The 26,881-nt window shown below is 62.8% G+C and carries 27 protein-coding genes and 1 pseudogene; 14 read left to right on the top strand and 14 right to left on the bottom strand.

Annotated elements, in window-relative coordinates:
- Window positions 1–136: 136 nt before the first annotated feature.
- Window positions 137–1,045 (top strand): glutaminase B, encoded by a 909-nt coding sequence (gene glsB, locus KW568_RS17625; RefSeq protein WP_004575383.1) that lies wholly within the window; start codon window positions 137–139, stop codon window positions 1,043–1,045.
- A gap of 39 nt (window positions 1,046–1,084) precedes the next feature.
- Here glsB and KW568_RS17620 read toward each other — a convergent pair whose 3' ends face one another.
- A complete protein-coding gene (locus KW568_RS17620) occupies window positions 1,085–3,496 on the bottom strand; it encodes a TonB-dependent siderophore receptor (protein ID WP_004575384.1) in 2,412 nt (803 codons plus the stop codon).
- A gap of 252 nt (window positions 3,497–3,748) precedes the next feature.
- Between KW568_RS17620 and KW568_RS17615 the strand changes: the two genes are divergently transcribed.
- Window positions 3,749–4,405, top strand: coding sequence for an HD domain-containing protein (locus tag KW568_RS17615; protein WP_004575385.1), 657 nt, complete (start codon window positions 3,749–3,751; stop codon window positions 4,403–4,405).
- A 28-nt stretch (window positions 4,406–4,433) separates the two neighbouring features.
- Here KW568_RS17615 and KW568_RS17610 read toward each other — a convergent pair whose 3' ends face one another.
- Window positions 4,434–5,597, bottom strand: coding sequence for an AAA family ATPase (locus KW568_RS17610; RefSeq protein ID WP_004575386.1), 1,164 nt, complete (start codon window positions 5,595–5,597; stop codon window positions 4,434–4,436).
- A 146-nt stretch (window positions 5,598–5,743) separates the two neighbouring features.
- Here KW568_RS17610 and KW568_RS17605 point away from each other — a divergent pair, with 146 nt between their 5' ends.
- Window positions 5,744–6,229: an anti-virulence regulator CigR family protein gene (locus KW568_RS17605; protein WP_004575387.1), complete on the top strand. Its 486-nt coding sequence runs from the start codon at window positions 5,744–5,746 to the stop codon at window positions 6,227–6,229.
- A gap of 81 nt (window positions 6,230–6,310) precedes the next feature.
- Here KW568_RS17605 and KW568_RS17600 read toward each other — a convergent pair whose 3' ends face one another.
- Window positions 6,311–7,075: a hypothetical protein gene (locus tag KW568_RS17600; protein WP_003250736.1), complete on the bottom strand. Its 765-nt coding sequence runs from the start codon at window positions 7,073–7,075 to the stop codon at window positions 6,311–6,313.
- 64 nt (window positions 7,076–7,139) lie between these two features.
- Window positions 7,140–8,417 carry a bifunctional O-acetylhomoserine aminocarboxypropyltransferase/cysteine synthase gene (locus tag KW568_RS17595; protein ID WP_004575388.1) on the bottom strand — a complete coding sequence of 426 codons (1,278 nt, stop codon included), beginning with the start codon at window positions 8,415–8,417 and terminating at the stop codon, window positions 7,140–7,142.
- Window positions 8,418–8,640: 223 nt separating this feature from the next.
- Between KW568_RS17595 and KW568_RS17590 the strand changes: the two genes are divergently transcribed.
- Window positions 8,641–8,799, top strand: a complete 159-nt coding sequence (locus KW568_RS17590) for a hypothetical protein (RefSeq protein WP_004575389.1) — start codon at window positions 8,641–8,643, stop codon at window positions 8,797–8,799.
- A gap of 114 nt (window positions 8,800–8,913) precedes the next feature.
- On the opposite strand, the gene KW568_RS17585 is transcribed toward KW568_RS17590, so the two are convergent.
- Window positions 8,914–9,909: a 5'-nucleotidase gene (locus tag KW568_RS17585; RefSeq protein WP_004575390.1), complete on the bottom strand. Its 996-nt coding sequence runs from the start codon at window positions 9,907–9,909 to the stop codon at window positions 8,914–8,916.
- A 142-nt stretch (window positions 9,910–10,051) separates the two neighbouring features.
- Between KW568_RS17585 and KW568_RS17580 the strand changes: the two genes are divergently transcribed.
- Window positions 10,052–10,537, top strand: coding sequence for a hypothetical protein (locus tag KW568_RS17580; protein WP_004575391.1), 486 nt, complete (start codon window positions 10,052–10,054; stop codon window positions 10,535–10,537).
- 7 nt (window positions 10,538–10,544) lie between these two features.
- Here KW568_RS17580 and KW568_RS17575 read toward each other — a convergent pair whose 3' ends face one another.
- Window positions 10,545–11,540, bottom strand: coding sequence for a D-2-hydroxyacid dehydrogenase family protein (locus KW568_RS17575; protein WP_004575392.1), 996 nt, complete (start codon window positions 11,538–11,540; stop codon window positions 10,545–10,547).
- A gap of 159 nt (window positions 11,541–11,699) precedes the next feature.
- Window positions 11,700–12,599 (bottom strand): LysR substrate-binding domain-containing protein, encoded by a 900-nt coding sequence (locus KW568_RS17570; protein ID WP_004575393.1) that lies wholly within the window; start codon window positions 12,597–12,599, stop codon window positions 11,700–11,702.
- 94 nt (window positions 12,600–12,693) lie between these two features.
- Between KW568_RS17570 and KW568_RS17565 the strand changes: the two genes are divergently transcribed.
- A complete protein-coding gene (locus KW568_RS17565; RefSeq protein ID WP_004575394.1) occupies window positions 12,694–13,863 on the top strand; it encodes an MFS transporter in 1,170 nt (389 codons plus the stop codon).
- A 53-nt stretch (window positions 13,864–13,916) separates the two neighbouring features.
- On the opposite strand, the gene KW568_RS17560 is transcribed toward KW568_RS17565, so the two are convergent.
- Window positions 13,917–14,540, bottom strand: coding sequence for a glutathione S-transferase family protein (locus KW568_RS17560; protein ID WP_003250753.1), 624 nt, complete (start codon window positions 14,538–14,540; stop codon window positions 13,917–13,919).
- 198 nt (window positions 14,541–14,738) lie between these two features.
- On the opposite strand from KW568_RS17560, the gene KW568_RS17555 reads away from it, so the two are divergent.
- The 4 genes from KW568_RS17555 to KW568_RS17540 all read left to right on the top strand — a co-directional run bounded on the left by KW568_RS17555 (window position 14,739) and on the right by KW568_RS17540 (window position 17,839).
- Window positions 14,739–15,041, top strand: coding sequence for a DUF3077 domain-containing protein (locus KW568_RS17555; RefSeq protein WP_003250754.1), 303 nt, complete (start codon window positions 14,739–14,741; stop codon window positions 15,039–15,041).
- 79 nt (window positions 15,042–15,120) lie between these two features.
- Window positions 15,121–15,843 carry a hypothetical protein gene (locus KW568_RS17550; protein ID WP_004575395.1) on the top strand — a complete coding sequence of 241 codons (723 nt, stop codon included), beginning with the start codon at window positions 15,121–15,123 and terminating at the stop codon, window positions 15,841–15,843.
- Between the two features lie 126 nt (window positions 15,844–15,969).
- A complete protein-coding gene (locus KW568_RS17545) occupies window positions 15,970–16,896 on the top strand; it encodes a LysR family transcriptional regulator (RefSeq protein ID WP_003250758.1) in 927 nt (308 codons plus the stop codon).
- A 166-nt stretch (window positions 16,897–17,062) separates the two neighbouring features.
- A complete protein-coding gene (locus KW568_RS17540) occupies window positions 17,063–17,839 on the top strand; it encodes an SDR family oxidoreductase (RefSeq protein WP_004575396.1) in 777 nt (258 codons plus the stop codon).
- Between the two features lie 11 nt (window positions 17,840–17,850).
- On the opposite strand, the gene KW568_RS17535 is transcribed toward KW568_RS17540, so the two are convergent.
- Window positions 17,851–18,405 (bottom strand): WYL domain-containing protein, encoded by a 555-nt coding sequence (locus KW568_RS17535; protein WP_004575397.1) that lies wholly within the window; start codon window positions 18,403–18,405, stop codon window positions 17,851–17,853.
- A gap of 93 nt (window positions 18,406–18,498) precedes the next feature.
- On the opposite strand from KW568_RS17535, the pseudogene KW568_RS17530 reads away from it, so the two are divergent.
- Window positions 18,499–18,741, top strand: a pseudogene (locus tag KW568_RS17530) (Zn-dependent hydrolase); the annotation flags it as partial.
- Window positions 18,742–18,749: 8 nt separating this feature from the next.
- Here the strand turns inward: KW568_RS17530 and KW568_RS17525 are convergent.
- Together KW568_RS17525 and KW568_RS17520 are read right to left on the bottom strand one after the other, a co-directional pair.
- Window positions 18,750–19,025, bottom strand: a complete 276-nt coding sequence (locus KW568_RS17525; protein WP_004575399.1) for a hypothetical protein — start codon at window positions 19,023–19,025, stop codon at window positions 18,750–18,752.
- A 772-nt stretch (window positions 19,026–19,797) separates the two neighbouring features.
- Window positions 19,798–21,222, bottom strand: coding sequence for a PLP-dependent aminotransferase family protein (locus KW568_RS17520; RefSeq protein ID WP_003250769.1), 1,425 nt, complete (start codon window positions 21,220–21,222; stop codon window positions 19,798–19,800).
- 325 nt (window positions 21,223–21,547) lie between these two features.
- Here KW568_RS17520 and KW568_RS17515 point away from each other — a divergent pair, with 325 nt between their 5' ends.
- Window positions 21,548–22,960: an amino acid permease gene (locus KW568_RS17515; protein ID WP_004575400.1), complete on the top strand. Its 1,413-nt coding sequence runs from the start codon at window positions 21,548–21,550 to the stop codon at window positions 22,958–22,960.
- Between the two features lie 3 nt (window positions 22,961–22,963).
- Here KW568_RS17515 and KW568_RS17510 read toward each other — a convergent pair whose 3' ends face one another.
- Window positions 22,964–23,143, bottom strand: a complete 180-nt coding sequence (locus KW568_RS17510) for a hypothetical protein (RefSeq protein ID WP_004575401.1) — start codon at window positions 23,141–23,143, stop codon at window positions 22,964–22,966.
- Between the two features lie 114 nt (window positions 23,144–23,257).
- On the opposite strand from KW568_RS17510, the gene tam reads away from it, so the two are divergent.
- The gene (gene tam / locus KW568_RS17505; protein WP_003250773.1) at window positions 23,258–24,034 is read left to right on the top strand and encodes a trans-aconitate 2-methyltransferase; all 777 of its coding nucleotides are present in this window, start codon (window positions 23,258–23,260) and stop codon (window positions 24,032–24,034) included.
- Here the strand turns inward: tam and KW568_RS17500 are convergent.
- Both KW568_RS17500 and KW568_RS17495 read right to left on the bottom strand, forming a co-directional pair.
- Window positions 24,024–24,395, bottom strand: a complete 372-nt coding sequence (locus KW568_RS17500) for a DUF2784 domain-containing protein (protein ID WP_003250774.1) — start codon at window positions 24,393–24,395, stop codon at window positions 24,024–24,026. The genes tam and KW568_RS17500 overlap by 11 nt on opposite strands.
- Window positions 24,396–24,451: 56 nt before the next feature.
- Window positions 24,452–25,321: a LysR substrate-binding domain-containing protein gene (locus tag KW568_RS17495; protein WP_003250776.1), complete on the bottom strand. Its 870-nt coding sequence runs from the start codon at window positions 25,319–25,321 to the stop codon at window positions 24,452–24,454.
- A 243-nt stretch (window positions 25,322–25,564) separates the two neighbouring features.
- On the opposite strand from KW568_RS17495, the gene KW568_RS17490 reads away from it, so the two are divergent.
- Window positions 25,565–26,881, top strand: a complete 1,317-nt coding sequence (locus KW568_RS17490) for an MFS transporter (protein ID WP_004575402.1) — start codon at window positions 25,565–25,567, stop codon at window positions 26,879–26,881.

Genomic DNA, 26,881 nt, shown 5'->3' with positions numbered 1-26,881 from the left:
GCTGCTGGCGTCGTCAGGCTTCCGGGTGATGAAGACGCTGACGGTGATTTGTTTCTGAATGTGTGATCTCTCCCGCTCAGTCTTCGTCAAGAAGACTGCCCCTCGCCGTCGTCTGGGGATTGATACAGGGCCTTCCATGCAAACGCTGTTGAACGAGATTCTCGAAGAAGTACGTCCCTTGATCGGCAAGGGCAAAGTCGCTGACTACATTCCCGCGCTGGCGGACGTGCCGGCGAACCAGCTGGGCATCGCTGTCTATGGCAACGATGGCAGTTATCACTGCGCAGGCGACGCGCGGGTGCCATTCTCGGTGCAGAGCATTTCCAAGGTGTTCAGCCTGGTTCAGGCCATTGGCCATTCGGGGGAAGCCATTTGGGAGCGGTTGGGGCATGAGCCTTCGGGTCAGCCGTTCAACTCGCTGGTGCAGCTGGAGTTCGAGCGCGGGCGGCCGCGTAACCCGTTCATCAATGCAGGGGCATTGGTGATCTGCGATATCAATCAGTCGCGCTTCGCTGCCCCCACGTTGTCGATGCGCGATTTTGTCCGACGGCTTTCAGGCAACCCTCACATCTCGATCAATACCCGGGTCGCTGATTCGGAATATCAGTTTCGCGCGCGCAACGCTGCCATGGCGTACCTGATGCAGTCATTTGGCAACTTCCATAACGAGGTCGAGACGGTGCTGCGCAGTTACTTCAGTTACTGCGCACTGCAAATGAACTGCCTGGACCTGGCGCGGGCATTCTGCTTCCTGGCCAATGATGGGTTCTGCAAGCACAGCGGTGAGCAGATCCTGACGCGGCGCCAGACCCAACAAGTGAACTCGATCATGGCCACCAGCGGGCTGTATGACGAGGCGGGGAATTTCGCCTTCAGGGTGGGTTTGCCTGGCAAGAGTGGTGTGGGTGGCGGGATCGTGGCGATCGTACCGGGGCAATTTACCGTATGCGTGTGGTCGCCAGAGCTGAATGCGGCGGGCAACTCCCTGGCCGGGATGGCGGCGCTTGAGCTGCTCAGTTCGCGGATCGGATGGTCGGTGTTCTGATCTGCGAACTCAGGGGCCATCAGGCGTCGCCTTGGCGGGTCAGAACGCGTACACCAACGTGGCCGTGGCGCTGCGTGGGCTGCCATACCAGCCGCGCGCGCCAATCGCCGTGTAGTAGGTTTTGTCCAACACGTTGTTGAGGTTCAGTGAAACGCTGGTCTGCGGCGTGAAGGCATATTGAGCCATCAGGTCGACCACGCTGTAGGGGTGCTGGGTGAACGTTTCGTTGTTGGGCCCGGCGCTCTTGTAATACTCGGTACCCTGCCAGCGCACACCACCCCCTACCTTCAACTGTGGCAGGGTCGGCAGGCGGTAGCTGGTGAACAGTTTCAAGGTGTCTCGCGGTATTTCAGTGTTCAGGCGGTCGCCATCCGAATCCTTGCTCACCGCATAGGTGTAGCTGGCCGAGACCTGCCAATCAGGCAAAATCTCGCCCGCCATTTCCATCTCGAAACCACGTGTCTTTGTACCCGATTCGGCACGGTAGGCCTGGTTGCCGTCTGGCGCCAGGTTGCTTCCGTCGGCTACCGCCAGGTTGTCCTGGTGCACCTCGAAAACGCTGAAAGCCGCGGTCAGGCGCTGGTCCCAGAACTCACTCTTCAGACCGAGCTCGTAGTTAACGCCTTCCAACGGGTCCAGGTAGGTCCCGTTGATATCCTTGTTGCTCTGCGGTTTGAAAATGGTGGTGTAACTGGCATAGGCCGACCAGTGCTCGTTGAGGTCATACACCAGGCCAAGGTAGGGCGTGACGACCCCGGTTTCGCTACGCGAGGTGCGGCTTGTCGCGCCGGACGACAGGGTGGTAGAGGTTTCGTCGCGTTTCCAGTCGATCAGCCGCGCCCCGGTAATCAGCGACAGGTCATCGGCCAGGCTCCAGCGTACCGAAGCCACCAGGCCGTCCTGGGTTTCATCCAGCGCGTCTTCCGAGGACTTGGCATGGATGGCGTCTGGTATCGCCAGCGAACCGTCCCAGGTGTAAATGTTGTCGATGGTCTGGATCGCCCACAGTGGGTAACCGTCGTTGCGGTAGTAGGCGCGGTAGTGACTGGCCCCGAGGTAGGCCTGGTGCTCGCGTGACAACAGCGCGAACGGGCCCGACGCCGACAGGTCGAATGAGGTCTGCCGGGGCTCGCCGGCCCAACGCCCCGTCCAGGTGCTGATGCCACTGCCATCGGGCTTGACGGTGCCGCTGGCAGCGGTGGCGAAGGCGTCGTCATAGCTGCGACGGCTGTGTTCGGCATTCAGTTTCAATTGCCAGCCGTTGTCCAGTTGATGCTCCAGCGTAGTGAATACCGTCTTGGTGCGACGCTTGTGATAGCTCCAGTCCGAAGCCGAATTGAACGCGCGGGAGGGGCTGAAGTGACTGCCATCTGAATTGAACATCGGGAAGCCGTGGTTGCCTGCCCCGTCGTTGTCCATCTCCTGATATTCCGCACCTGCTGTCAGCATCGTGCTGTCGGTGATGTCCCACTCCAGCACCCCATAGGCCACCTGCCGCTCCAGCGATTGGCGGTCGACGTAGCTCTGGCTGTCGGTATTGGAGGCGACAAAGCGCCCGCGGACATTGCCGCTTTGCGTCAATTTGCCAGAAACGTCCAGCTCGGTGCGGTAGTTGTCCCACGAGCCCGCTTTCAAGGTCAGCTTGCGTTGTGTTTCCAGGGTCGGCTTCTTGCGGATCAGGTTGACGGTGGCGCCCGGGTCGCCAGTGCCGGACATCAGGCCCGTGGCACCGCGCACTACCTCTACCCGGTCATACGACACCATGTCAGAGAGGTCGTCCCTGAAGCCAAAGGTATCGGGGCGGTTGATGCCGTCCACCTGGATGCTGCCGACCTCGAAGCCGCGCACGTAGATATGGTTGGCGTCGCTTCCGGCGGGCCCCATGCTGTCAACGACCACGCCTGGTGTCTGTTCAAGCACCTGGGCAACATCGTTCAGGTTCTGGTCTTCAATCTGCTGGCGGGTGACCACGCTGACCGATTGGGGTGTCTCGCGTGCAGACAACCGCAGCCCGGTTGCGGTATTGACCGAGCCGGTGGTGTAGCTGCCGGTGCCTTCGGTGGTGGCACCCAGGGCCATGCTGGAGACGGTGGTTGCCGCAAGCTCCATGGCGCCATCCTGTTCAGCGCTGACCAGCATGAAGCGCTTGTCGCCCGCTGCCTGCACCTGCAAGCCACTGCCTTGCAGCAGTTCTGCCAACGCCTGATGCAGCGCGTAATTGCCGTGCAGCCCTTTGCTGTGTAAGCCTGCGACTGCTTCATGGCTGAAACTGATGACTGCACCGCTGGCGTCGGCAAACTGGTCGAGTGCGTGAGCCAATGACCCTGCCGGGATGCTGTAACCCACAGGCTCGGCCCAGGCATGTGCAGTGCCCAGCAGCGAGCCCGCGAAGCTGACCGCTAGCGCGGTTTGGCGAATACGGGTGGCGGGGGAGGAAAAGCGAGCGGACATCCATTGACTCCTTGCTGATCGAATACAAGTGCTCCCAGTAACAAACGTGTTGTTGACGGAAATACTTAGTAGCAAGGTGCTGATAGGGCTGAGGATCTACTTTGGCAGTAATATCCCCATCGCAACACAAGGCTGCTCCTGCCAGTGCTGTACAGGCTTTGAAACCGACATGCAGGCTCTCGGTACTTGCCCAGGCAGTGTCGGGCGGCGCCCGTGAACCCGCGCATTCACCGGAAATGGAACCTACCGAAGATGACCCGCGAAGCGTTTGCCCCTTATCAGTCTCTTGCCACTGACTTGCTGAAGTATCTGCCGCCCGACCAGCGTGATGGCTCCCACGACTTGGCCCATATTCATCGCGTGTGGGTCAATGCGCACCGGATTCAGCGGGTAGAGGGTGGCGACCTTGAAATCTTGCTTGCGGCGACGGTGCTGCACGACTGTGTGGCGGTGGAAAAGCATTCGCCGTTACGTGGGCAGGCCTCGACGTTATCGGCGAACAAGGCTGCATCAGTCCTTGCTGAGATGGGCTGGCCGAGTGGGCGTGTTGAGCAGGTAGTGCATGCGATCAAAACGCACAGTTACTCGGCGGGGTTCGAACCGCTGACACGTGAGGCCTGCATCCTTCAGGACAGTGACCGGCTTGACGCCATCGGCGCGGTGGGTATTGCCCGGTGTTTTTACGTCGCCGGGCGAATGGGGTCGGCGCTCTATGACGTCGAGAATCCTTTCGCGCAGCAGAGGGCGTACCAGGACGGGGCGTATGCCATCGAGCACTTCCAGACCAAACTGCTCAAGCTCGCTTCGGGCTTTAAGACCCAAGAAGGGGCTCGCCTTGCTGCCGAGCGTCATACCCGGCTTGAAACCTTTCTTACCCAGTTCATGGACGAGATTACCGGGGCCGGTTAGTCATGCCGGGCTCATACCGTCCTTGAATTCAGTCAGCCCAGCGCCACAGCGGCTCATCCAGCAACCCAACCCCCCGCAGCTGGGTTTGCCCTTGTATTTTTTCCAGCTCTAGCACATTGCACCCGTCACAGGCTGCCAGCGCGTTGATTAATGGCGCACTGTGCGATACCACCCAAACCTGGCTACGGCGTGATGCACGAATGATCAGCCGCGCCAAGGCCGGAAGCAGGTCCGCGTGCAGACTGGTTTCCGGTTCGTTCAAGACCATCAGCGATGGCGGCCGTGGTGTGAGCAGGGCGGCCATCAGCAGAAGATAACGCAGGGTGCCGTCCGACAATTCAGCACCCTCGAGCGGGCGCAAAAGACCGTGCTGGTGCAGCCGTACACTGAACAGCCCACCAGGTGGCGCATTGACCTCCAGACGGCTGCCGGGAAACGCGTCATTCAGCGCTTCCACCAGATCCTCCACATCGCCAATTTCGATAATGGTCTGCAACGCTGAGGCAAGGTTGCGCCCGTCGTGATGCAGTACCGGCGAGCGAGTGCCCAGTTGGGGTTGACGGCAAGGCGCATCACGGTCAATCCGGAAGTGATCGTAAAACCGCCAGCTGTTGATGAACGCGCGCAGGTCACCGATTTCCGGTGCCTGGCGTGGCCGGCCGACGATGTTGAAAAAGCTCTCGCCGCTGTCAGCATGCTGATCGAGCACTGCCCAGCGGTTGCCCTCGCGGGCCCGCACCAGGGCATTCTTGCGCTCGACCAGCAAGGAAGAGGGGCGATAGGCGCCAGCGCCCCAGATGGCCTCGCACTTTATTTCAGGGTCGAGCATGAACGCGCTCGGATACGGCAGGGGAATTGGCAGGCCGAGGGTGATGGCAAAACCGAGGTCTTCGGTGGCAAAGCCCAGGCGCAGGCGCCTGGCTTCGCTCGGATGCTGGCCTTGGATGGGCACTTCGCCGCGCCGCATTCGTGCGCTGGTTTCTGGGCCGGCCCACCAGGTCGAATCCAGCCCGCCTTCACGGGCGAGGGCTTCGACCACACCGCCCTGTGCGGTTTCGGCCAGCAGGCGCAGCGCCTTGTACAGGTTGGATTTGCCGCTGCCGTTGGCACCGGTCACCAGGTTGAGTTGGCTCAGCGGCAGCACCAGGTGGTTGATCGAGCGGTAGTTGCCGATGGCGAGGGTAGTGAGCATGCAGTGCTTCCCAGCGTGGACCAGGCGACCGATTGTGGCCGAAGCGTGCCTGCCTTGTCAGCCACCCCTGCTGAGGCTGTTGCAAGTGAAGCAGGCGTGCGCACCGTCTATAGTGTGGGGCAACCTCTCGCGCAAAGGATGCTCACATGGCCAGATCAACAATCATGACAGCCATTGTCACCTCATTGGCGGTGGCCTTGGCCTCTGGCCCGGTGCTCGCCGACCCGGGTAATGGCAAAGGCCAGGGCCAAGGTCAGGGGCACGGCAAGGGTCAGGCGCCGCACGCCCAGGGTCAGGGCCAGGGCCAGGGCAATTCGGGCGGCCACAAGCAGAGCGCCGGCGGCAATGACTGGCACGGCGGCCCGTCCATCGACCGTGGCGATGTACTGGGCATCCTCGGTGGCCACCGCAACTACTGGAGCCCGGGTCCGGCGTTGCCTCCAGGCATTCAGAAGAACCTGGCCCGCGGCAAGCCCCTGCCACCTGGTATCGCCAAGAAACTGGATGGCCGTCTGTTGGGGCAGCTGCCTCACTACGACGGGTATGAGTGGATGCAAGCGGGCGCAGACCTGATTCTGGTCGCCGTGGCGACCGGGATCATCTATGAGGTGTTGAACGGGGCGTTCGACTAAGGCCGCAGGTGCGAGCAGTCCGCTCGGTCCCTGCAGGCGCTGGCGTGCCTGCGATGGGCTGCGCAGCAGCCCAACGGCCTATCAACGCCGCCGCAACACCGCGGCCAGCCCAAGGGTCAGCACCACAGCGCACAGCATGGCCAGCCCGATGGTCACGCCAACGCCCCACGTTTCCAGCAGCCCCGCCAATACCAGATAGAACGCAATCACCCCCACCGCGCCGATCGCATTCCCTCGCACCATTGCCGCCATCCCGGCTCGCCCGCCCTGCACATGGGCGAACACCACCAGTGGCCAGGCAATCACCGGAATCGGCGCCAGCATCCCGCTGGTCGCCGGGCCCAGCCAACTGGCCAGGCTGGTGGTGATCATCAGCAGGGAAGTGGCAGATACCATGCGCAACGGGATTTCCCAGTGCCGGTGCCGGGGGCGGGCCAAGGTATCAGGTTTGGGCTCGCGGCCGCTGGCGCGGATCAGCACGCCGATCAGCACCAACGCCACTGCAATCGACAGGTACAGGCTGCCCCAGTGGGTAAAGGCATAGGCGGCCAGGCCATAGAACAGCAACGCCAGCAGTACGGCCACGGCGATGCCGAGTGTGCGCGTGGCCAGCAGGTAGACGGTGTAGGTGGCCTGCACCGCCGCCAGGCCGCCCAGTGCGCCGGGCAATGCGCCCAGGGCGAAGGCCGTGCCCTGTTCCAGGCACAGGAAGGTCATCACCAGCGCCGAGGTGATCGGCAGGCCGGACAGCAATCCGCCTAGCAGGCCGCCCCAGCGCCGGGAGGCGAGGGAGATGGCCCACATCAGCAGGGGGGTGATGGTGAGTTTCAGGTAAAACAGGGTCATTGCGGGTGCATCCACGCTTGATGAAGGTGCGCCCGCCTTCGACATTGGGTAGGGCGCGGAGGAATCAGCCGCGGCTGGCCTCCAAGGCCTGGGCCAGGTCGGCGATGATGTCGTCACTGTGTTCGATGCCGATCGACAGGCGCACCATGTCCCGTGGCACGCCGGCCTTCTCCAGTTCCTCGTCGTTGAGCTGACGGTGAGTAGTGGACGCGGGGTGGCAGGCCAGTGACTTGGCGTCGCCGATGTTCACCAGGCGTACCACCAACTGCAATGCGTCGATGAAGCGCGCGCCAGCCGCCTGGCCGCCCTTGATACCGAACGACAGGATCGACGCTGGCTTGCCGCCGGTGTAGCGCTGGGCCAGTTCATGTTCGGGGTGGTCGGGCAGCCCGGCGAACTTCACCCAGGCCACTTGCTCGTGGGCTTGCAGGTAATGGGCGACCTTGAGCGCGTTCTCGGTATGGCGCTCCATGCGCAGGGCCAGGGTTTCCAGGCCTTGCAGGATCAGGAAGGCGTTGAACGGCGACAGCGCGGCGCCGGTGTTGCGCAAGGGCACCACACGGCAGCGGCCGATGAAGGCGGCAGGCCCGAAAGCTTCGGTGTAGGTGACGCCGTGGTAGGACGGGTCAGGGGTGTTGAGCAGGGCGAAGCGTTCCTTGTTTTCGGCCCAGGGGAATTTGCCGGAGTCGATGACGATGCCGCCGATGCTGGTGCCGTGACCGCCGATGTACTTGGTCAGCGAGTGCACGACGATATCGGCGCCGTGCTCGAACGGCCGGCACAGCACCGGGGTGGCCACGGTATTGTCGACGATCAGCGGCACCCCGTGGCGGTGGGCGGCCTCGGCCAGCGCAGCGATATCAACGATATTGCCGGCGGGATTGCCGATGGACTCGCAGAATACCGCTTTGGTACGCGCGTCGATCAGCGCTTCGAGGGCGGCGATATCGTCATGGGCCGCGAAGCGGGTGTGGATTCCCATGCGTGGCAGGGTGTGCGCCAGCAGGTTGTAGGTGCCGCCGTACAGCTTGGCCACCGAGACGATATTGTCGCCGGCTTCGGCGACGGTCTGGATGGCGTAGGTGATAGCCGCCATACCCGAGGCGACGGCCAGCGCGCCAACCCCGCCTTCCAGGGCGGCCATGCGCTGCTCGAGCACGTCGTTGGTGGGGTTCATGATGCGCGAATAGATGTTGCCGGCAACCTTCAGGTCAAACAGGTCGGCGCCGTGTTGGGTGTCGTCGAAGGCGAAGGAGGTGGTTTGGTAGATGGGTACGGCCACCGCCTTGGTGGTCGGGTCGGGGCTGAAGCCCGCATGGATGGCAAGCGTTTCCAGCTTCATGCAATCGTTCCTTGAGCGTGGGTGGAAGCGTTCGAGCATGCGGCGGCGAGTGGGCATGGGTCAAGGAGGATCATTCTGGTGGTCCCTGCGCGGCGTTTGCGGCCACTGGGTCGACAGTAAAGATATGCAAAGTTTCCCTGTGCCATCACACCGCAGCTCTAGAATCGTGTCGCTGCCCGATCCGCTAAGGCAGGCAGCAGATCTAGCCTTGTGGAGCGTTTCAATGAAGTCGAAAAACCTTTTGCGCGCAGCCTTGGTGGCGGCGCTGGTATCCGCCTTGTCGGGTTGCTGGATGTTCATGCCGCCGGGTGGTGGCGGTGGTCATGGTGGGGGTGGCCACGGCGGTGGTTTTGGTGGCCATCAGGGTGGCGGCCCGCGCTAAGCTGACCCCGCGACGGACCGCGCCTTTTCGGCCGGGTTGCAAGCGCGTACCCGGCACGGGCGCACGCACCTTGGTCGCCCGAACCGCGCGTGGCACAGCGCCGGTGTTTGCGCTTTAGGGCATGCAGGATGATGCGCTGATCGGCAGTTGATCCTGCTTCACGTCGGGTTCCTGAGGCGAGCGCACTCTGTTCGCCACCCCAAACGGTACATGCACCATCGGCAGGTTCCCCGCTGGCGATTGCAGGTGCGTGCGCTGGTCGTCGAAAAACACATGCGGCTTCAATATCGACAACACCCTGGGTTTATCCATACCGCCTAGAAAAAAGCACTCATCCGGGGATACGCCCCAATCCTTCAAGGTCGTCACTACTCGCTCATGCGAAGGCGCGTTGCGCGCCGTGACGATGGCAATGCGCAGAATCCGCTGGTACGTCGGGTCCTCGGCCAGCTTGCGGTCCTCCAGCATGCGTATCCGCGATAGTTTGCGGTAAAGGTCTGCCAGTGGCCCCGGCGAATGCGGGGTGCCCTTGTGCATGCGTTCGTGTTCCTGAAAGTCGTCCAGGTTGTCGTTGCGCTTGTAAACACTCTCTGCCTCGTCGTCGGCAATCACGCCATCGAAGTCGAAGGCCACCCGCAGCTCAGTATCGATTTCATCATCGTAGATGCGCGTAGGCAGTACACGCCCGGCAGGGTAGTTGGCGTCGATGGCCTTTTGCACATCTTCCTCGTTGGCGCTGAGGAACAACGAGGCATTGAACGCCGGGATGTATTCGTAGGGCGAGCGGCCCGACATGAATGCCGCGCGGGTGATGTCCAACTGATAGTGGCTGATGGAGCGGAACACCCGCAGGCCGGTTTCCGGCGAGTTGCGCGAGAGCAGCACCACTTCCACCGGCAACTGGTCGGGGAACGCCTTGTTGATGCTCAGGAAGCGGCGAATGAACGGGAGCGCCACCCCCCTGGGGAACGGCTCGTCCAGGTTCTGCTCCTGGTGTTGGCGGTAAGCCTCGACACCTTGTGTCTGGTAGATGTCATCGGAGACGGAGAGGTCGAACAGCGCACTCGAGGCAACGCCGATGACCAGTTTTTCTTCAATGGGGTAGGGCATGAAGCGGCTCCTGCGAGTGGCATGAAGGCAAGTGTACGCGCACGTTCTGACGAAAGCCGTCAATTGCGCGACTGATCAGTGGATCCGGTAATGTCATTTTGATAGCTTCTCGCCCCTTACCGCAGTATCCGGACAGTGATTGATGAACCAGCTACATGAACACGGCACCCTGACTCCGCTTGCCGAGGCGAATGGGAACACGATGCACGAGCCCCACCATGAGGCAGACGCGTCGGCCCAGCAGGCCCCCGGGCATGACGCACTGCAGGCCAGTATCGAGGCGCTGAACAAAAAGCTCGTGGCAACTACCCTGGCCCGTGTGCAGAAGGAAGGGGCGATTCGCAAGCACCTTGAGCAGTGCCAGCAGCAACTGGCCGCCAGCAATCAGGCTCGGGAGGGGCTGTCCATCACGGTGACAACGGCGCTGAAGAAGCTCGCGCTGGCAGCGAGCACCCAGGCAGACCGTGTGGACAGTGTGGAGACGCGCTTGACCGGCCTGGCTGAGCGCCAATGTCAATGCGTGGCGCAGTCAGCAGCCGGTTGGCCCGCGTACCTGGAACGTCATGGGGTGTCGTTGGTCGCCTTGGCCGTGGCTGTGTTTACGCTGGGGCTGCACCTGCTTGGGTAGTGCAACCTCAAGGCCGCACTGGGTTCAAGCGTTGAAGTGCCAAAGCTTGCGGGTTGGCGACGTTCTTCGGCACCCCGTCGAAAAACGCCAGCACATTGTCGAAGGCGTCACCGAAGTACAGCTCGTAGCCGTTCTTCTCCACATACCCCAGGTGGGGCGTACTGAGTACACGTGGGTGGCGCAGCAGTGGATGGGCCGGGTCGAGTAACGGCTCCTCCTCATAAACATCCACCGCCGCGTAGCCCGGCCGCCCGGCATCCAATGCCTGCAGTAATGCGCCTGGTGCAATCAGTTCCGCGCGGCTGACGTTCACCAGCAAGGCGTCGGGCTTCATGTGGGACAGGTCGTCGAAGGTCACTCCATGGCGTGTCTGATCCGAAAGGCGCAGGTTCAGGCTGACAATATCCGCCTCGGCAAAAAACGCCTCACGCGAGGCGGCAGCAGTGTGGCCATGGGCTTTGGCTGCGGCGCGGCTGCTGTCGCTGCCCCACACCAGCACGGGCATGTCGAAAGCCTGCGCATAACGCGCCAGGCGCTGGCCGATCTTGCCATAGCCCCAGATGCCCAGCGTCTGCCCGGCCAGCGCCTGGCCCAGGTTGACCTGCCATTGGCCTTGGCGGAAGGCATCAATGGCCGGCACCAGTTGCCGGCGGGCATTGAGGATCAGCGCCCAGGCCAGTTCGGCAGGCGCTACCGGCGATCCGCGTCCCTCGGTCACGGCAATGCCGCGCGCGGTGCAGGCAGCCAGGTCGAGGTGGCTGGACACCTTGCCGGTCTGGCTGATCAGCTTGAGGTTGGGCAGGCGGTCGAGCAAGGCAGCGTCGATGCGTGTGCGTTCGCGGGTGAGTACCAGGGCGTCGGCATCGGCAAAACGTGCGGCAAGTTGTTCCAGCGTGGCAGGCGGGAGCTCATGAAGGACGCTGACAGCATGCCCGCTCAGCTTGCCGAAGCAATCGAGGGTACGGATTACATCTTGGTAGTCGTCGGGAATGACAATGCGCATGGTGGTCTGGCCCGGGCGGTACAGGGAAGCGTCGAAGATAACCTAACGGGGGGTATCGGTGTCAGGTCAGGCTGCAGTCGCTGCACATCAGCACCGGCTTTGCCGCCCAGTGATGCAACCGCCATGCGTTGGCGGCCCTGTCGCGACCCGAGGCCGGCTCTACAGGCCGCCAGATAGCTGCTCCACCAGAAAGTCCACAAACACCCGCACCCGCGCCGGCATCGCCGGGCCGCCGACGAACACCGCATGAATCGGTTCCCGATCACCCGGGTTGTAAGCCTCCAGCAACGGCACCAGTTGCCCGTTGGCCAGGTCATCGGCCACGGTAAAGGTGCCGATACGCGCCACGCCGGCGCCCAGCCTGGCCAGCTGTGCCAGCGCTTCGCCGCTGCTGCATTCGATATTCCCTTTAACCTTCAGTGAGAACGTATGCCCGTCGCGGTGAAACGGCCAGTCGGGCATCGCGCGGCGGAAGTTGAAGCGCAGGCAGTTGTGCCGGGCCAGGTCTTCAGGTTCAAGCGGGGTACCGTGGCGTTGCAGGTAATCGGGCGAGGCCACCACTACCTGGCCGGTCTCGCCAATGGCTCGAGCGCTCAACGAGCTGTCCGGCAGGTGACCGAAGCGCAGCGCGACGTCGGCCTGGCCGCCGAGAATGTCGGCCACCTCGTCGCTGAGGGTCAGGTCAACCAGCACTTGCGGGTAGCGTGCGCTGAAGGCCGCCAGCAGCGGCACTACGGTCAACCGGGCATGGCCCAGCGCAGCGCTGACCCGCAAGCGCCCGCGTGGCACGCCTTGGTCAGTGATGGCTTCTTCCACTTCCAGCATGTCCGCCAGCACCCGCCGTGCGCCGCGCAGGTAGGCCTCTCCCTCGGGGGTGAGGGTGAGCGCCCGGGTCGTGCGCAGCAGCAGGCGGGTACCCAGGCGCTGTTCGGTGCGGGCGAGAATGCGGCTGACCGCCGAGGGCGTCAGGCCTAGCGCTCGGGCGGCGGCAGACAGGCTGCCCGCTTGCGCCACCTTGGCAAAAATCTCCATCTCGCCGGATCTGCCACTGAAGTCCATTTGTGCCTCTCAAGCAAAGGTGGTTCGCAAAAATGCAGTCTAGTGCGCGTTTGGAACGGATCGTAGCATTTACGGCATAGATAAGGAGCTTGCCATGCGTATCAATCCACCGCTTGTCGCACTCGCCATCGGTGCCTTCGGCATCGGCGTTACAGAGTTCGCCCCCATGGGTATGTTGCCCAGTATCGCTACCGACCTTGGCGTTTCCATCCCTGCTGCCGGGCTGCTGGTCAGTGCCTATGCCATCGGCGTGCTGATCGGCGCGCCGCTGATGACCCTGGCCACGGTGAAGATCCCGCGCCGTTACCTGCTGATCGGGCTGATGGCCATTTTCACCTTGGGTAACCTGATGTCGGCCCTGGCCAGCGACTACGCCAGCCTGCTGGTGGCCCGCGTGGTCACTTCACTCAACCACGGCGCCTTCTTTGGCATCGGCTCGATCGTCGCGGCCAGTGTGGTGCCGCCGGCGAAGCGCGCCGGGGCCGTGGCTGCAATGTTCATGGGGTTGACCCTGGCCACCATCGGCGGCGTGCCGTTAGCGACCTGGTTGGGTGAAATGCTGGGTTGGCGCACGGCGTTCTGGGGTATTGCCGGGCTTGGCCTGGTGGCGATGACCACGCTCTGGTACGCATTGCCCAATGTTGCGTCGCCCAAGGGCGAGGGTGCCATGGCCGAGATCCGTGTGCTGGGCCGCAGGCCGGTACTGGCGGCCTTGTTGCTGACCGTGGTGGGTTCCAGCGCCATGTTCACGGTGTTCACCTACATTGCGCCGATCCTGCAGCATGAAGCGGCGGCGTCCACCCCTTTCGTGACGGCCATGCTGGTGCTGTTCGGTGTCGGCCTGACCTTGGGCAACGTGTGGGGCGGCAAGGCGGCGGACCGCTCGATCGATCGCACCCTGATCCTGTCACTGGCTGGGCTGATTGCCGTGCTGCTGGTGTTTCCGCTGGTACTGGACTGGCCGCTGCCGACGGCCCTGGCGATCCTGGTTTGGGGGGCGGCCAGCTTTGCCCTGGTGCCGCCGCTGCAAATGCGGGTCATGGAAGCGGCCAAGGATGCGCCCAACCTGGCCTCGGCGGTGAACATTGGCGCGTTCAACCTGGGCAATGCGATCGGTGCGGCGCTGGGAGGCGCGGTGATCAACGCGGGGCTGGGCTACCCGGCGATTTCCCTGGCGGGGGCTGCGATGGCGACGCTGGGGCTGGTGCTGCTGTTTGCCTGGCGTGGGCGAGGGGGGCTAGCCGGGCGGCAGGTTGCGGTGTAACAGGCCGGAACCTTGGGGCGCCTTGCGCCCCTCGATACACTTCCTTGCGGGTACTACGGGGTACCGTTTCGGCCATGCAGGTGATAGGCAGGGCGCTCGCTCAGGCGCTCGTAATAATCGCGCACCGCGGGCAGGTGCGGGTGCTCGAACGGCGTTTCGAACCAACGGTTGACCGACAGGCCGATCGGGATGTCGGCCAGGGTGAACTGGCTGCCGGCCACATAGGCACCGGTGCCGGCCAGCTGGCGGTCGAGGATGCGCATGTAGCGTGACCACTCGGCACAACCGGCAGCCAGTGCTTGCGGGTCCTGGTGAGCGGGCGAATGCCTGACCAGCGACATGAACGCGTAGCTCCAAGAGCGGTTGAGGTCCGAGGCCTGCCAGTCGATCCACTGGTCGATCCGCGCCCGCGCCTGGGCCTCGCCGGGATAGAACGCGGTGGCGCCGTAGCGGCTGGCCAGGTAGCGGATGATGCTATTGGATTCCCACAAGGTGAAGTCGCCGTCCTGGATCACCGGAACCATGGCGTTGGGGTTCAGCGCGAGAAACTCGGTGCTGTCCGTGGCCTTGAAGCCAGAACCCCAGTCTTCGCGCTCGAACGCGATCTCGAATTCGGCGCAGGCCCACAGGACTTTTCGCACATTGATGGAAGAGGCTCTTCCCAGTATCCGCAGCATGGTGTTCGTCCTTGTGTGGGGGAGGTTGATCGTCCGCCACTGCCAGGGGCGGGTCAAGGGGGCTGAGCGGGGGCTCGGCGCTCCCTGTGCAGGGTTCTTGTAGTCCATTTCCTAAAGTGACCCTTTCCACCCCTTTGTCATTGTAATGGGGTAGGCAGCGGCCTAGCCTCGGCAAGCGCCTAACCTTGAGGAATGGACATGGACAGCGAAACGCCGAAAAACAGCAGCAAGCCCTATGTCGTGCAAGCCGCGAGCCGCTTTGGCAACAGCGATGCCGAACTGGTGCAAATGAAACCGCAACTGCCAATACGCACCGCACTGATGGAAGCTTCGGGCATCATGGGCTGCATCACCGAGATTACCCGCAAGGCCATCGACAGGCCTGACGACCGCCAGGTGATGATGAAGGCCACGTACTACCTGGCCGGGATGGCCAAGTCACTGATCGACGGCCAGCTGCTGCAGATACGTCAGGCGCGCGAAGGCGGGGGCGAAGCCTAGCCAGGCTTGCCTGGGGGGCGCGAACTTGGCACCCTTGGGCGGTTTTAATCGTCTGCAACACGACAGAAGGAAGCATGCATTGAGCTGGGACAAGGTGGGGAAGCTTCTCGTCGCCGTGCTGATCGGCCTGGTGGTCCTGTTGGCCGCCTATGCGTTGCTCAGGGGCAATCCGCGCCTTGAGGCGTCACTGACCTATGCCTACCTCACTTACCCCAGCCAGTTCAGCGAGCGGATCAGCAAGGCCAGCGAACAGCTGAAGTACGAGCAGTTGCAGGGGCAAATCAACGGTATCGTTCAAGGCCAGCTGGGCCATGATCAGGTCGAGCGGCTCATCGAAATGGCGCAGGCCCCTTATGCCCAGCTGTTCGCCAAGCCTTTCGAGGCCGGGCTGGTCGACCACCGTGCCGGCCTGCTGATCGAACTGCACAACAGCGGTAATGCGCAGGTCCGGCAGGTAAAAATCCGCCTGCCAGCCAAAGGCCTGGTGCAGGTGCGCGATGCTGCCGGCAACGACACGCTGCTGGAAACCCCCACCGCCCAGGTTGATATCCCGGCCATCGAGCCAGGTGGCACCTGCAAGGTGTGGGTGTATTTCGATGCCGACTACTCGCAGATCCGCCATGGCGGGGTCAGTATCAGCCATGCCAATGGTGAGGCCAATGTGCAAGTGTACCGCGAAGTCATCGGTTTTCCGGCCATGGTGGCCCGTTACAGCCGTGAGCTGATGATGCTGCTTGGCATACTGGCGGCCAGCGTACTGGGCTTGGCCTATGCCTGCCTGGCGCGTCGTGTTCCGCGGTAAAACAGCCTGCAGAAAAATGCGTGCATGCGTTCTGCGATCAAGGGTCATTTGCTGAAAACGCAACACGCCCCCGCAGACGACCCTCTATAGTGCTCGGCATGACGAAACCCCTGCCGAGCCTGCCTGATGATTCCTTCTCTGGACGCCATTTTTTCTCGCCTGCGCCTGCGCCAGTTGCGCTTGCTGATTGAGCTGGACCGCTGTGGCTCGCTGCACAAGGCAGCTGAAGCCATGGCCATTTCCCAGCCCGGCGCCACCAAGGCCCTGCGCGAGGTCGAGGAGGTGCTGGGCGTACCGTTGTTCCAGCGAATGCCCAGCGGCCTGGTTGCCAACGAGGTGGGCCGCTGCGTGGTGCGCTACGCGCGGCTGATCCACAGCGACCTGGGGCATCTGCGCGAAGAGGTGTTGGGCATCGTCCAAGGCCAGGGCGGGCGGCTGGCGGTGGGCAGTATCATGGGGGCGATGCCCACACTGGTCAGCGCCCTCGGGCGCTTGCGCCGCAAACAGCCGCAACTGGCAGTGGAAATTGCCGAGAATACCAGCGCCAACCTGCTCGCCCAGCTGGACGAAGGGCGCCTGGACCTGGCCATCTGCCGACCAGGGCTGGGCCGCAACGCGGCGGAATATGGCTTTGTCGAACTGGCCCAGGAGCCGCTGGCGGTGGTCGCGCATCCGCAGCATCCGCTGGCCGGGGCGGCGGCACTCAAGATCAGCGACCTTAGCCATTATCGCTGGGTGGTTTATCCGGCCAACATGCCCATGCGCCAAGCGCTGGAACGCGAGTTGAGCGAGGCTGGGGTGGCGGTGTCGCGTTATCCGCTGGAGACCTTCTCCACCTTCGCCACCTTCATGCTGCTTGAAGATGACCCGACATTGGTGGCGGTCATTCCCCGTGCAGTGGCGGCCTTTGCCGAGCAGCGCGGGTTGCTGGTGTCGCTGGCGGTGCCGCTACGGGCGCTGAGCGAGCCGTTCGGCATCGTGCACCGGGTCGCGGCGCCGTTATCGCCTGCGGCACGATTGCTGGTGGAGGAACTGACGGCGGGTGAAGTGTGACGCTACCCTCTATTTCCAGCCCGTTGTCGAAGCGCTGGTAGGGATAAGCGGCGGTTATCGGTGGATCAGTTCTTTTCATTATCGGTGGCCCTGTCCTGTGCTCTAGATTGCCCCGGCAGTGCCTGTCAGTCACCCTGTAACCCTGATTGCATCTAGGAGCAAACCAATGGATCTAGGCATCACCGGCCGCTGGGCCATCGTCTGCGCGGCCAGCCAAGGCCTTGGCAAAGGCTGCGCCGAAGCGCTGGGCAAAGAAGGCGTCAACCTGGTCATCAATGCCCGTACCCAGGCCACCCTGGAGCAGACCGCCAGCGAGTTGCGCAGGGTCTGCCCGGGCATCGAGGTCCATACCGTGGCAGGTGATGTGGCCGATCCCAAGGTGCGCCTGGCGCTGTTGGCGGCCTGCCCGCAGGTCGACATTCTGGTCAACAACGCCGGTGGCCCGCCACCGGGGGACTTCCGTGATTGGGGGCGTGATGACTGGCTGAAGGCGCTGGATGCCAACATGCTCACGCCCATCGAGCTGATCAAGGCGGTGGTCGATGGTATGGCCGAACGTGGTTTTGGCCGGGTGGTGAACATCACCTCCGGCGCGGTGAAGGCACCGATCGACATGCTGGGTTTATCCAACGGTGCCCGCAGTGGCCTGACCGGATTCATTGCCGGCCTGGCCCGGCAGCAGCGCCTGGCGGGCCGCAATGTGACACTCAACAACCTGTTGCCTGGGGCGTTCGACACGGCGCGCCTGCAAAAGACCTTGAAGGCTGCGGGTGGTGATGTGGACGTCACTGCCCAGGCGCGGCGCAAGGCCATTCCGGCGTCGCGTTTTGGCGAAGCCGCGGAGTTTGGCGCGTATTGCGCATTTCTGTGCAGTGCGCATGCCGGGTACATCACCGGGCAGAACCTGCTGATTGATGGCGGGGCGTATCCGGGAACCTACTGACGCCGTTGGCGCTATTGCTTGCAGCCGCCTTCGCCCTCATGCAGCGCCAGGCTCTGGCGCAATTGTTCAATCATGGCCGCACGTAGCGCCTGCGGCGCCTGGATGCGGATCGAACCCGCCTGGGACAGCAGCCAGCCCATCAGCGCGCGGTTGTCGTCGACGGTGGCCACCAGCGCGGCGCCGCCGCCAGCCTGCGGCGTCAGTTGCATATCGACGGACAGGGGTGACTGTTCCAGGCGGCGGGCCAGCGCGTCATCGACCCAGGCATACAGTACAACGTGTGTCGGGGGGGTAAGTGCGTCGGGTTGCAGCTGCTGCGCTTCGCCCAGGCTCAAGCCCGGTTGCCAGTACCAGCCATAAGGCATGCCTTTACTGTTGCACTGTAGCGGGAACAGTGCGGCGAGCTCCACCAGGTCGCGCTCGACGGTGCGTTTGCTGGTGGAATGGCCCACGGTTGTCAGGGCAGCCTGCAACTGGGTGGAGCTCATGCCTGGGTGGCGGCTGGGCAGTAACTTGAGCAGTTGCCACTGGCGGGCGATGGTGTGGCGGGTCGGGTGGCTGGGCAAAGGGCTCATCCTTGAAGGCAGGCATCAAGCCTGCCTGGGTAGTGGCGTTTAGCTATTGCCTAGCATACCTCGTCACAAGATGGGATCCAAGTTGTGGCATCAGGCCTCGGTCAAGTGGTGCGGCGCCTGAGCGACCTGGACATCCAAACCCGCAAGCCACTGGACATTGCCGTATGGACCAACGAGGAGGGCGCGCGCTTCATCCCGGCCCTGTTCGGCTCGGCGGTGTTCACCGGCAGCCTCGCGCTGGCCGAGGCGCTGGCCATTCGCGATGCCGATGGCGTCAGTGTCGCCGACGAACTGCACCGCACCGGGTACGTCGGCCAACGCCCGCTGGTGTGCTGTCAACTTTGATTGAAAGTGTACTTATTTTCGAGCATGAATTTTGGTGCAGTCCATTTTGGACCTTTCACATATCCACCGGCTTTTTGCTCAATCAAGCCGTCGATCGTCATTTTTCTGATCAGTTCGATGAGGCCAATGCAGTCACCTAAGTGAATCCAATTGTTCTGGGTGTACAACCTGTCTAGTTGCGGGTGGGAGATGCCAGTGCCTCTGGTGAAAAATAAAATTACATCCGTAGGAGATTCGTTTTTAATTACATCGTGAATGATATCCATGGTTTTCCCGCTCAAGCTGAATTACCTCTGTTTCTAGCGCTTCCGCTGTATATAATAGCTCGGCGTCTGATTCAGGCTGATAGTCTTCCAAAGTGGCTGCGTGAATATTGTTCCAAGTCTCGCCGCCATCAGTTGGTAGAATTTTATCAGCAATGCCAAGGGCGCGGAGGTGCTCAAGCTCCCTTATTTCATGTATGAAAAATCGCTTGTCGATGTCGGTTGCTTGTAGTTTGCTCTGTGGATTTTTTTCGAGCCTATCTATCATCACTTTGTTCGCGTCTGAAGGCGGAAGTCGACTTGTTTGTAATTTGACTAACTCGACGCCGCCTGCTGTGATCCGGGCCTCTCTCCAATCCATTCGTTCGATTGGGCCCCCGGCTTTGTCCAGGTTGTAGGGGCGTCAGCTGTAAGCCCCTATAATTCTCACGCCGGGATAGGGAGAATTGAAAACCACCTACAGTGGCGGTAGGCCTGACTCTGGCGGGATGCAGTAGATGCAGTCTTTATAATTCGGTGGCTCATGAGGCACAACACTTCTTCTTAACTTCTTTGATCACACAGTTCAAACCTGCTCCCTGCCCCAGTCACTTTCCTGCACCTGCTCCTTGTAGTCACAGGCTCTAACGCGCCAGGAATATTTGGGGCGAGAGGAGCAAGCGCGAAGGGGGTGATGGAGCCAATAAGTGCAGGCCACAACATCTTCAATGCCTGTGAGATGTCGTGGCGCGCGGGCGGCGCTTGATCTCACAGGCGGTGCGGATGTCGTGGCGAACTACATCCCACCCCGGCGCACATGCTTGACGAAGACCTTCTCCAACAACTCCCACATCGCCGGGTCCGTACTGAACGCCACGTTGAAGCGCATCCACCCGGTCGCCTTGGCGTCGACCATGAACAACTGCCCTGGGCCGAGCATGATGCCTTTCTCCAGCGCATCATCCAGCAACGCGGCACTGTCGGGAATGGCCGGGTGGCGGGTCCAGATGTACATGCCTTCATCCGATTCGGTAAACAGTTCGAAGCCTAATCGATGCAGATGCCGGCCAACTTCCTGGTGCGCCTCGGCCAGCCGCTGGCGCAGGCGCTTGAGGTGCTTACGCCAGCGGCCGTCGATGATCGCGGCGTACACCACGCGCTCCATCACCTGCGAAGTGGTCAGGCCCGAACGCATTTTCAGGTGCAGCAGTTTCTGCATCAGCTCAGGATTGGCCAGCATGTAGCCGACCCGCACGTTGGGCGAGATGCTCTTCGAGTAGCTGCCCACGTACACCACCTGCTGCAGGTGATCGAGGCTGGCCAGGCACGGTTGCGGCTCGGCAACCATGTCGGCGTACAGGTTGTTCTCCACCAGGCGGAAGCCGTGCTGGCTGGCCAGTTGCAGCAAGCGGTGCAACTGCGGCAGCGGGGTGCGCGAGCAGGTCGGGCTGTGCAGGTGTGGCTGGGTGAAAAACGCGGTCGGACGGTGGTGTGTCAGCAACTGTTCCAGCTGATTCAGGTCGTAGCCGGCCGGGGTTCGCGGCACGCCGACCAAGGTCGCGCCCTGGGTACGCAGAATGCTCATGAGGTTCGGGTAGCCGGGGTCGTCCACCAGCACCACATCGCCCGGGCGTACCAGTGTGCGTGCGGCCAGGTCCAGGGCCTGGCTGGCGCCGTGGGTGAGCATCAGCTGTGCTGGGTTGGCGACGATCGACAGCTCTTGTTGCAGGTTCTGGGCGGTCAGCGCACGCAGCTCCATCAGGCCCATGGGGTCGCCGTACCCCGACAACTCCAGCGGGCTGCCGGCCACCTGGCGCAGGCCGCGGCGCAGGCCGTCTTCGTACATCCAGTCGTTGGGCAGCCAGCCGCACCCCGGTTTGTACGGCAACTGGCGGATTTCGAAAATCTGCTGCAGGTACCACTCGGAGTTGAACGTTGGTCGACTGGTGTCGGCCTCGGTGTTGTGCTGCTCCAGCAGTTCGCCCGCCGCACGGTTGACGAAGAACCCCGCATTGCCACGGCTCACCAGCAGCCCCTGGGCGACCAGGCGGTCGTAGGCCTCGACCACGGTGAAGGTACTCACCGAATAGCTGGCGGCAAAGGCGCGGATCGACGGGACCTTGGCGCCTGGCTTGAGGGTTTGGTTGTCGATCAGCTCGCGCAGCCCATCGATGATCTGGTTGACCAGCGGGGTAGAGGAGTCTGGATGTAATTCGAACATTCGGGGCCTTCAGGGTGCGTATCGCCTGGCGTCTGCAGGGTGTACTGCATGGGCGACCTATACAGTGCAGTGCGAGATTCATGCCACTGTGCATGGCTCTCTGCGTCGGACATTTTTACATTAGGTGTCGGATATCGCCACATAAAGCATGTTCAGTTCGCCTCAGGCAGTCGCCCTGGGGCGCGTCAGCAGGCCGCCATGGAAGGCCTGCGTGTGTAAGTTCACACCATCCTGCCCGCATTAGCACTGATGTACAGGTGAAATCGCCAGCCATCGGGGTTTCACAGTTTTCCTTGGATAAAAAGAAGCACGGGGTACACAACTGATGGACGCAACATCCACAACCACCACCGCGAAAAGCGGGCACGAGAGCAAGCTCAGTGCCTCGCTGAAGTCGCGCCACCTGACGATGATGTCGATCGCCGGGGTTATTGGCGGCGCCTTGTTCGTCGGTTCCGGCAGCGTAATCCACAGTGCCGGCCCAGCCGCTGTCCTGGCCTACCTGGCAGGCGGCATCCTGGTGGTGCTGATCATGCGCATGCTGGGTGAAATGGCGACTTCCTCGCCTGACACCGGCTCGTTCTCAACCTACGCCGACCGCGCCATTGGCCGTTGGGCCGGTTTCACCATCGGCTGGCTGTACTGGTGGTACTGGGTCATTCTCATGGCCTGGGAAGCTTATGTGGCGGGCAAGATCCTGCATGGTTTCTTCCCCGACGTCAGCGTCAACGTGTTCGTGCTGGCCACGACCCTGTTGCTGATCACCGTCAACTTCTTCAACGTCAAGCACTACGGTGAGTTCGAGTTCTGGTTCGCCTTGATCAAGGTGATTGCGATCGTCTGCTTCCTGATCGTGTGTACCGCTGCCGTGATGAACATCTGGCAGTTCGGTGAAGTGCGTGGCATCAGCCACCTCACCGCCGAAGGCTTCATGCCCAATGGCATCACCACTGTGATCGGTGCCTTGCTCGGGGTGATGTTCGCCTTCCTCGGCGCCGAAATCGTCACCATCGCCGCTTCCGAAGCCAAAGACCCGGCTGCGCAGATCGTCAAGGCGACCAACTCGGTGGTCTGGCGTGTGTGCCTGTTCTACGTCGGCTCGATCTTCCTGATCGTCTGCCTGGTACCGTGGAACGACCCGCACCTGGGTGTTTCTGGCTATGGCGCCTATCGCCGTACCCTGGAACTGCTGGGCGTGCCGTATGCCGAGCTGCTGATGAACTTCGTGGTGCTGACTTCGGTGAGCAGCTGCCTGATCTCGGGCCACTACACCGCTTCGCGCATGCTGTTCTCCCTGGCCCAGCGTGGCGATGCGCCGTCGTTCTTCAAGATCACCCGCGCCGGTACCGGTGTACCGGTGTACGCGATCATGGGCTCGTGCGCCGTGGCCGTAGTGTGTGCATTGATCAACTTCAGCGAGACCCTGCGCCCGAAAGACGTGCTGGACACCCTGATGAACACCACCGGCATGATCGCCCTGCTGGTGTATCTGGTCATCGCCTTCTCGCAGCTGCGCATGCGCCGCAAGCTGATTGCCGAGGGCAAGGAAGTACGCCTGAAGATGTGGCTGTTCCCGTGGCTGACCTACCTGGTGATCGCGTTCATCGTGGCTGCCCTGGTCACCATGGCCTTCATGCCTGACTACCAGATTCTGGTCATTTCCACCGGTATCGCTGCGGCGGTCGTGGTGGCGATGGGTGTGGTGCACCAGATCCGCTCTGGTAGCAAGCAGCACTAAGCGTCACTCGCGTCTGGAAACGGCCGGCTCCCTTGGGGACCCGGCCGTTTCGCGTTGTTGGGCCTGGGCTTTTTCTGCAGGCATGTGGAAACGCTGGTTCATCCACGGTGAACCGAGCAGGGCGGCCGCAGCGATCAGGGCCAGGATGGCGAGGGCGATGTAGGTCTTCACGGGCGTGCGCATGCAAGGACTGACTTCAAGCAGAGGTGATCAGTTCCGGGGTAATCCGTTCGCAACCGTCCCGCCGGGCGACAGATGGCATATGCTAGGCACACTGCCCGCCCAAAGGAGCCGCACATGGCCTGGTCTGCCAACCAGTATTCCCTGTTCGAAGACGAACGCACACGCGCCGTACGCGACCTGATTGCCGCCATCCCGCCACGGCCGGTGCGCCACGCCACCGACCTGGGGTGCGGCCCCGGTAACTCGACCGAAGTGCTGCTGCAACGTTACCCCGATGCTCAGGTGACGGCGCTGGACAGCGACCCGGACATGATCGACAAGGCCCGTGAGCGCAAGCGGCTGTGCATCCCGCGTGTGCGCACGGTCATTGCCGACATTGCCGGCTGGGCTGCCCCCGAGCCGCAGGACCTGATCCTGGCCAATGCCTCGCTGCAATGGGTACCTGACCACGCCTTGCTGTATCCGCACCTGGTGCGCCAGCTCAGCGAAGGCGCCAGCCTGGCCGTGCAGACCCCGGACAACCTCGACGAGCCGGCCCACCGGCAGTTGCGCGAGATCGCAAGCCAAGGCCCCTGGGCGGCGAAGTTCGCCGACTTGCAGCTGCCGCCACGGCACAACGCGGCGTTCTACTACGACTTGCTCAGCCCGCTGTGCGCACGGGTGGATGTGTGGCGCACCACCTATCATCACCCGTTGATGGGGGGCGCCGAAGCGGTAGTGGAATGGTTCAAGGGCTCGGCGTTGCGGCCTTATCTGGCCAGGCTTGATGAGCAGGAGCAGGCCGACTTCCTGCAGATGTACCTGCAGGCCATGCAGCGCGATTATCCGCCGGCCTCTGATGGCAAGGTCCTGTTGCCCTTCCCGCGGTTGTTCGTGATCGCTACCCGCTAGGGCGGCGCCAGCGCCAGGCCACGTAGCTGTAGATGCCGAGGTTCAGCGCCAGCACGAGGGTGCCCAGCAGCAGCTGGATCTGCGGGGTCAGGCCGGCGGGGTAGATCAGTGGCCAGACGTAGTGCTCGACGAAGCTGCCCTGGTAACCTGCGTCACCGGCGGCATTGCGCATGCGGTTTTCCCAGGTGGTCAGCGGGCAGCCCAGGTGCAGGCACTCCACCGCCAGGCCCCAGGCCAGGGCCGGCAAGTGCAGCAACAGGGCAGGGCGCCAGCGCAGCACCAGCAGCCCGCCGAACAGCACCAGCAGGATGAAGGCCAGGTGCAGCAGCACCAGGGTGTCGGCGGCAAGGCGGTAGAGCATGGGGTGGGGGCCGGGGATTGGGGTTATCCCAGCATAGTTGGGTTGCCTGATCTGGCCTACACCCCTTCCTCGACCATCTGCAGGAAAGTCGCCACCACCCGGCGCGTACGCTGCTCGCTCAGGCACACCAGGGTCTCGGTCAAATGCCGCTGGCAATCGACGATCGGCAACGCACACACCCGCGCATCGGCACCGAACTCCGCCGCCGACACCACGCCCACACCAATCCCTACCACCACCGCTTCACGCGCCGCTTCCCGGCCTTCCACCTGGATCGCTGCGCGTATCCGCAGGCCGGCACGTTGCATCTCTTCCTCCAGCGTCTGCCGCGTCACCGAGCCGGGCTCGCGCAGCACCAGTGGTGTGTCGTCCAGGTCGGCCAGGCTGATCGAGCCACGGCTGGCCCATGGGTGGTGGTGGGAAACGAACGCCACCATCGGGTCACGACGCAGCGGCAGGCAATGCAGGCGCTCATCGTCGACATCCCGCCCCAGCAGGGCCAGGTCGGCCTGATAGCTGAACAGCCGCGCCAGCGATTCGTCGGTATTGCCGGTTTCGATCTTCACCTGGATACCCGGATAACGCTGGCAGAAGCGGGCGATCTGCGGCAGCACGTGCACCGGCGCATCCACTGCCAGCACCAGGCTGCCGGTGTGCAGCGCACGCGAGTCGTGCAGCAGCTCTTGTGCCTCGGCCTCGCAGGCGAACAGGCGTTGGCTGATGCCCAGCAGCCGCTCGCCAAGGTCGGTGAGCTGCACCGAGCGTTTGTTGCGGTGGAACAGCAATACGCCGAAGCGCTCCTCCAGTTTGCGCACCTGATCGGACACCGCAGGCTGGGTAAGAAACAGCCTTTCAGCGGCGCGGGTAAAGCTGCCGTGTACGGCCACCGCGTGGAAAGCCTTGAGTTGAGCGTGGGAAACCGACATGACGACCTCAGTAACAAGCTGGGCTTATGTGTGTAATACGATAAATCGATTTTATTTATCTTACAGCAACTGTTTCCATGGATTTCAGCCCGACGCTGGCACCACGAATGCCGCCAGGGCCATGGCGCTCACACGGCGCCACCTGACCCGATGACAGCCTCGTCATCGCTGTGCGTAACACAAGAACAAGACAGGCGTTTCTTCACATTCTGCCGGCACACTTGAGCAAGAGGTCAGACTTACATGAACCAATCCCTAGCCGCGTTCAAACGCTGGCGCATCCAGATTTTCGCCATCACCTGGCTGGCTTACGCCGCCTTCTACTTCACCCGCAAAGCCTTCTCGGTGGCCAAACTGGGCATCGCCGAAGACCCAGGCTTCATGCTCGACAAGGCCGCCATGGCCAACCTGGACGCCATCTACCTGGCCGCCTATGCCGTGGGCCAATTCACCTGGGGCATGCTTGCCGACCGCTTCGGCCCGCGCGTGGTCGTGCTGGGCGGGTTGCTGATTTCTGCGGCGGCGGCAGTGGTGATGGGCAGTTACGCAACCTTCCCGATCTTCGCCACCTGCATGCTGGTACAGGGCCTGGCGCAATCCACCGGCTGGGCCGGCTTGTGCAAGAACATCGGCAGCTTCTTCCCGGCTTCGCAGCGCGGGCGGGTGCTGGGCCTGTGGAGTTCCTGCTATGCCTTCGGCGGCCTGGTGGCGTCGCCGTTCGCGGGCTGGTGGGCCTACACCCTGGTGGGCACCTGGCATGCGGCGTTCTTCTCCAGCGCGGTCGTGGTGGCGCTGGTGGCGGTGCTGTTCTTCTTCCTGCAGCGCAACAAACCCGAGGACGTCGGCTTGCCGGCGGTTGAGCCCGAGCCGCAAAGCATGGCCCCGGCCAACAACCTGTGCAGCGTGTGGGCACCCCTGCGGGAAATCTTGCGCAACCGCACGGTGTTGACCCTGGGCCTGGCGTACTTCCTGCTGAAGCCGGCGCGCTACGCCATCTTGCTGTGGGGCCCTGTAATCGTCTTCGAGCAGATGCCCTCGGTGGGCAAAGTGGGCGCGGCAATCATCCCGACTGCTTTCGAACTGGCCGGGCTGCTTGGCCCGATCATGATCGGCCTGGCCTCCGACAAACTGTTTGGCGCCCGGCGCATGCCGGCCTGCGTGATCAGCCTGGTGCTGCTGACCGTGACACTGGCGGCGTTCATGGCGGCCATGCACACCGGCAGCGTGCTGCTGGTGGTGGCGCTGCTGTTCGTCATGGGCCTGACCCTGTACGGGCCGGACTCGATGATCAGCGGCGCTGCAGCCATCGACTTCGGCACCGCCAAGGCCGGCGCCACCGCAGCAGGTTTCGTCAACGGCTGTGGCTCGGTGGGCGCGGTGCTGGGTGGGCTGCTGCCGGGTTACTTCGACGGCGTCACGGTGTTCATCGTGTTCGCGGGCTGTGCGCTGTTCTCGGCGCTGGTGTTGCTGCCGCACTGGAACAGCCGCCCGGCCAGCAGCGCGCAATGCACCGACGTGGCACCGAACACCAGCATGGCAATCAAGCCACTGCGTACTTAA

The sequence above is a fragment of the Pseudomonas sp. HD6515 genome (assembly GCF_024971855.1).
In the GTDB taxonomy this organism is placed as follows: Bacteria; Pseudomonadota; Gammaproteobacteria; order Pseudomonadales; family Pseudomonadaceae; genus Aquipseudomonas; species Aquipseudomonas alloputida.
This window is presented reverse-complemented; position numbering and strand designations above follow the sequence as displayed.

Bases quoted from the DNA above. Each gene is read 5' to 3' on its own strand.
- glsB (WP_004575383.1), top strand. From the start codon at position 137: ATGCAAACGCTGTTGAACGAGATTCTCGAAGAAGTACGTCCCTTGATC.
- KW568_RS17620 (WP_004575384.1), bottom strand. From the start codon at position 3,496: ATGTCCGCTCGCTTTTCCTCCCCCGCCACCCGTATTCGCCAAACCGCG.
- KW568_RS17615 (WP_004575385.1), top strand. From the start codon at position 3,749: ATGACCCGCGAAGCGTTTGCCCCTTATCAGTCTCTTGCCACTGACTTG.
- KW568_RS17610 (WP_004575386.1), bottom strand. From the start codon at position 5,597: ATGCTCACTACCCTCGCCATCGGCAACTACCGCTCGATCAACCACCTG.
- KW568_RS17605 (WP_004575387.1), top strand. From the start codon at position 5,744: ATGGCCAGATCAACAATCATGACAGCCATTGTCACCTCATTGGCGGTG.
- KW568_RS17600 (WP_003250736.1), bottom strand. From the start codon at position 7,075: ATGACCCTGTTTTACCTGAAACTCACCATCACCCCCCTGCTGATGTGG.
- KW568_RS17595 (WP_004575388.1), bottom strand. From the start codon at position 8,417: ATGAAGCTGGAAACGCTTGCCATCCATGCGGGCTTCAGCCCCGACCCG.
- KW568_RS17590 (WP_004575389.1), top strand. From the start codon at position 8,641: ATGAAGTCGAAAAACCTTTTGCGCGCAGCCTTGGTGGCGGCGCTGGTA.
- KW568_RS17585 (WP_004575390.1), bottom strand. From the start codon at position 9,909: ATGCCCTACCCCATTGAAGAAAAACTGGTCATCGGCGTTGCCTCGAGT.
- KW568_RS17580 (WP_004575391.1), top strand. From the start codon at position 10,052: ATGAACCAGCTACATGAACACGGCACCCTGACTCCGCTTGCCGAGGCG.
- KW568_RS17575 (WP_004575392.1), bottom strand. From the start codon at position 11,540: ATGCGCATTGTCATTCCCGACGACTACCAAGATGTAATCCGTACCCTC.
- KW568_RS17570 (WP_004575393.1), bottom strand. From the start codon at position 12,599: ATGGACTTCAGTGGCAGATCCGGCGAGATGGAGATTTTTGCCAAGGTG.
- KW568_RS17565 (WP_004575394.1), top strand. From the start codon at position 12,694: ATGCGTATCAATCCACCGCTTGTCGCACTCGCCATCGGTGCCTTCGGC.
- KW568_RS17560 (WP_003250753.1), bottom strand. From the start codon at position 14,540: ATGCTGCGGATACTGGGAAGAGCCTCTTCCATCAATGTGCGAAAAGTC.
- KW568_RS17555 (WP_003250754.1), top strand. From the start codon at position 14,739: ATGGACAGCGAAACGCCGAAAAACAGCAGCAAGCCCTATGTCGTGCAA.
- KW568_RS17545 (WP_003250758.1), top strand. From the start codon at position 15,970: ATGATTCCTTCTCTGGACGCCATTTTTTCTCGCCTGCGCCTGCGCCAG.
- KW568_RS17540 (WP_004575396.1), top strand. From the start codon at position 17,063: ATGGATCTAGGCATCACCGGCCGCTGGGCCATCGTCTGCGCGGCCAGC.
- KW568_RS17525 (WP_004575399.1), bottom strand. From the start codon at position 19,025: ATGGATATCATTCACGATGTAATTAAAAACGAATCTCCTACGGATGTA.
- KW568_RS17520 (WP_003250769.1), bottom strand. From the start codon at position 21,222: ATGTTCGAATTACATCCAGACTCCTCTACCCCGCTGGTCAACCAGATC.
- KW568_RS17515 (WP_004575400.1), top strand. From the start codon at position 21,548: ATGGACGCAACATCCACAACCACCACCGCGAAAAGCGGGCACGAGAGC.
- KW568_RS17510 (WP_004575401.1), bottom strand. From the start codon at position 23,143: ATGCGCACGCCCGTGAAGACCTACATCGCCCTCGCCATCCTGGCCCTG.
- tam (WP_003250773.1), top strand. From the start codon at position 23,258: ATGGCCTGGTCTGCCAACCAGTATTCCCTGTTCGAAGACGAACGCACA.
- KW568_RS17500 (WP_003250774.1), bottom strand. From the start codon at position 24,395: ATGCTCTACCGCCTTGCCGCCGACACCCTGGTGCTGCTGCACCTGGCC.
- KW568_RS17495 (WP_003250776.1), bottom strand. From the start codon at position 25,321: ATGTCGGTTTCCCACGCTCAACTCAAGGCTTTCCACGCGGTGGCCGTA.
- KW568_RS17490 (WP_004575402.1), top strand. From the start codon at position 25,565: ATGAACCAATCCCTAGCCGCGTTCAAACGCTGGCGCATCCAGATTTTC.